This window comes from Staphylococcus sp. GDY8P131P (genome assembly GCF_017891975.1).
GTDB classification, from domain to species: Bacteria; Bacillota; Bacilli; order Staphylococcales; family Staphylococcaceae; genus Staphylococcus; species Staphylococcus nepalensis.
Window position 1 is genome coordinate 1 of sequence record NZ_JAESKF010000013.1, and the last position, 3,184, is coordinate 3,184.

3 protein-coding genes and 1 pseudogene are annotated in these 3,184 nt (G+C 29.2%); all 4 read right to left on the bottom strand.

Annotated elements, in window-relative coordinates:
• The coding region (locus KA894_RS10500; protein WP_210133952.1) for a replication initiation factor domain-containing protein at window positions 1–681 on the bottom strand (681 nt) is incomplete at its 3' end.
• A 234-nt stretch (window positions 682–915) separates the two neighbouring features.
• A complete protein-coding gene (locus tag KA894_RS10505; protein WP_017722131.1) occupies window positions 916–1,080 on the bottom strand; it encodes a ribbon-helix-helix domain-containing protein in 165 nt (54 codons plus the stop codon).
• A 1,075-nt stretch (window positions 1,081–2,155) separates the two neighbouring features.
• On the bottom strand, window positions 2,156–2,803 hold the full coding sequence (locus KA894_RS10510) for a type A-7 chloramphenicol O-acetyltransferase (RefSeq protein WP_032488460.1): 648 nt from the start codon (window positions 2,801–2,803) through the stop codon (window positions 2,156–2,158).
• 129 nt (window positions 2,804–2,932) lie between these two features.
• A pseudogene (locus KA894_RS10515) lies at window positions 2,933–3,184 on the bottom strand (replication initiation factor domain-containing protein); the annotation flags it as partial.

A 3,184-nucleotide genomic window follows, 5' to 3' on the forward strand; every position in this document is an offset into this window, starting at 1 on the left:
ATCATTAAAACAATCATTCCAGCAATCAACCATACTTCTTTTTAATTCTATTTCTACACGCCATAGATGTTCAGACATAACTTCAACATCTGCGTTATCTTTACGTTCTTGTTTTTTATTATAAATTCTAATAAATCTATCACTATCACGAACGCCAAAATATTTTGTTTCTGGCTTGCCATTACGACCATAAAAAACAGTTTTCTTAACTGCTTTATCAGTCATTGCATAGTAATCGCTCAAATCATCTTCAAAATCAAAAGCTAAATCTAATCTTGTAAAACCGTCATCTTCCATGTAGTCGATAATATTTTGTTTTAACCAAAGCATTTCTTCACTTGTGAGTTTATTGGGATTAAATTCAACACGCATATTACGTCTATCCCAAGTATCTGCTTTTACCTTGTCATATTCGATATAAACTTTTTCTTGAAGTGCTTTAGCTTTAAACTTTGTTTGAAGTATATCCCAAAGTCGTATTTGTGGATCTACACTCATAAAATCAGATAACTTTTTAGCATTAGTTTTGTTCAAATTCCCAACGATTGTCATCGCATCAAAACTTAATTTGGGTTGAGATTTTCCCAAAGTTTGACCACTTAACCGGCTATTAGAGTACGCCGGTTTTTTTGTGTAATTTTTCACCAAATTTTCTTGCTCATTTTTCGTTATTTTTGACATAAAAAATCGACTCCTTAATTTAATTTAAGAAGTCGCTCACCCGAATATATATCTTGAAGAATAAACTAATATCGTTTAATATCTAGATATACAAATTAAGAACAAAAACATCAACTGTTTTTCTTTAAGGTAAGTCGCTATCACAAACTTTGGCGAGGGAGTGAGCGACTTCTTTTTATTTGCTTATTAATATAACACTATCAAATGTCTTGGTCTAATTGATTAAGACTTTTTTTATGCCTTAAATATTTTATCTTCGCTTTGATACTTACTTAAATACTCGTTATTAATCAACATAGAAATAGCCTGGGACTTACTTAAGCCCATTTGTTCTGCAATTTCTTCAAGTCTTTTCAAAGTATCTTCAGTTAAAGTTATACCTACTTTTGTACGAACCATTTTTACTCCCCATTTCTAACTATTAATAAGTTTATTTTATTCCATTTATACATACATGTCTAGAGATTTCTATACAATAACTCATAAAGTCCCTAAAATGTAGCCTATTTGTAGCTTTGTGAAAAATCGCTATAACCCTTGATATTAAAGGTCTAAACACTTCACAATCTCTGATTTGGCACTCGGCACTTAAAAGGGGGGTCGTAGTACCCCCCTATGTTTTCACCCCCAAAATTAATGATTTTCCACCCCTAAAAATACAAAATTAGGGCTAACAGATCACTTCGTGAAGTTAGCCCTAATTCCTAAACCATTAACTCAATTTATTTTTTATTCCAATTTCCTTTTTGGTCGGAACCAACAATTCCATGTGATGTTGAGTTGGTACTTTCTTGGGATTAATCCCAATTCAAGACCAACCAACTCGCTAACAAGTTAGCTATCACATTTCATTATTCCAACCAAAAAGTTTTCTCGGCATAAACGTGGGTATAATTAATTTAGAGTTTACTTAAAACAATTCTTTAAAGATTTTGAAGATTACTAAATAAAAAAGCCACCTTATTTTCTAGGTCGGCTTTTTTATTTTGTTTAAATTCAAATGCTCTTATTTTGAATTTAAAGGGGGTATTTTAAAGAATTAGGTATAATTCATATAGTTTTATACCTAAAAACATACATAAGCTCTTAAAACGCAAATATGAGCCAAATAAATATATTCTCATTTCACAAACAAAAAATATGCAAAACCAGTGGCTAATTTTTTAGACACTGCCCATCTACATGCAAATTTAAAAATTGGCATAAATAAGGGATAAATCTTTTAGTTCCTGCAGGGGCAAATAAAGGTCTAACATACTAGACTTATTTTACAATAAGTCATTAAACCGTATGCTCTGCGAGGCTAAAACATGTTTTTGTGCAAGCACAAAAAATGGACTGAACAAGTCAGTCCATAAGTTCAAAACCAAATTCAAAATCAAAACACCAGCAACCAAAAATGTGGTTGCTAATGTTCATAAATTTTATGATCACTTACGTGTATAAAATTAAATTCACTCCCAAAATCTAAAAACTAAATCCAATCATCTACCTTATTAATTATATCTTGAAATTCATTTATAAATAATGAAGCATGGTAACCATCACATACAGCATGATGAAGCTGTAAGGCAACTGGTATATAAATTTTATTATTCTCACTATAAAATTTACCTATCGTAATAATAGGCAATAAAAAGCTGCTATTGTTACCAATGTTTAAATTAAATGAACTAAAATCAATCCAAGGAATCATTGAAATCGGTATGGTGTTTTCAGGTATCGGTTTTTTAGGAAACATTTCTTCTTTATCTTTATATTCAAACAAGTCATTTTTATAATTATTATAAAAAGAAGTGAAGTTGTTATCAGATTCAGTCCAAATGTTAGTAAATTTTTCAGTTTGCTTATTAAAAACTGTATACAAAGGATTTAACTTATCCCAATAGCCTAATTTATTCTCACTATTAATTCCTGTTCTAAACACTTTATTTTTATTTACAACTTCCATAATTGCATAAATCAAAGAAGGATAAATTTCATATCCTTTCTTTTTTATCATATCTTTAAACAAAGTAATATCAATTTCTTTAGTAATGCTATACGTAGTTTGCTGGTTAAAATAGTGTTCAAAATATTCTTTTCTATCCCAATTTTCTAATTTGATAATATTAAAAGTCATATATAAATTCCTCCTAAATTTTAAATCTTTGTATTTAGGAGGAATAATCCTCTGATTTTTTCATACGTTATATCACCTCGTAAATATTAATTATACTGAATTAGCAATTTTTATAAAATAAAACTTATTTTACTTCCAAAACCTAAATTCACGTTGCCAAAAATCAATCTGTTTTTGCAATTGTTTTTCGTTCGCTTTTAAAGTCGATTTCATTAATTCCGTTAAATCAATTGGAGATATTTCTCTAATCATTTTTTTAAATTTAGTCTTAGTATTCTTACTTAGCTTTCCCCACATACTTTCTTCATGCAACAAAGTATAAACCATAGCTTGCTCATTAATTTTTTCTAAAGTAGTCCACTCAGGTTTCAAAATGTGTAA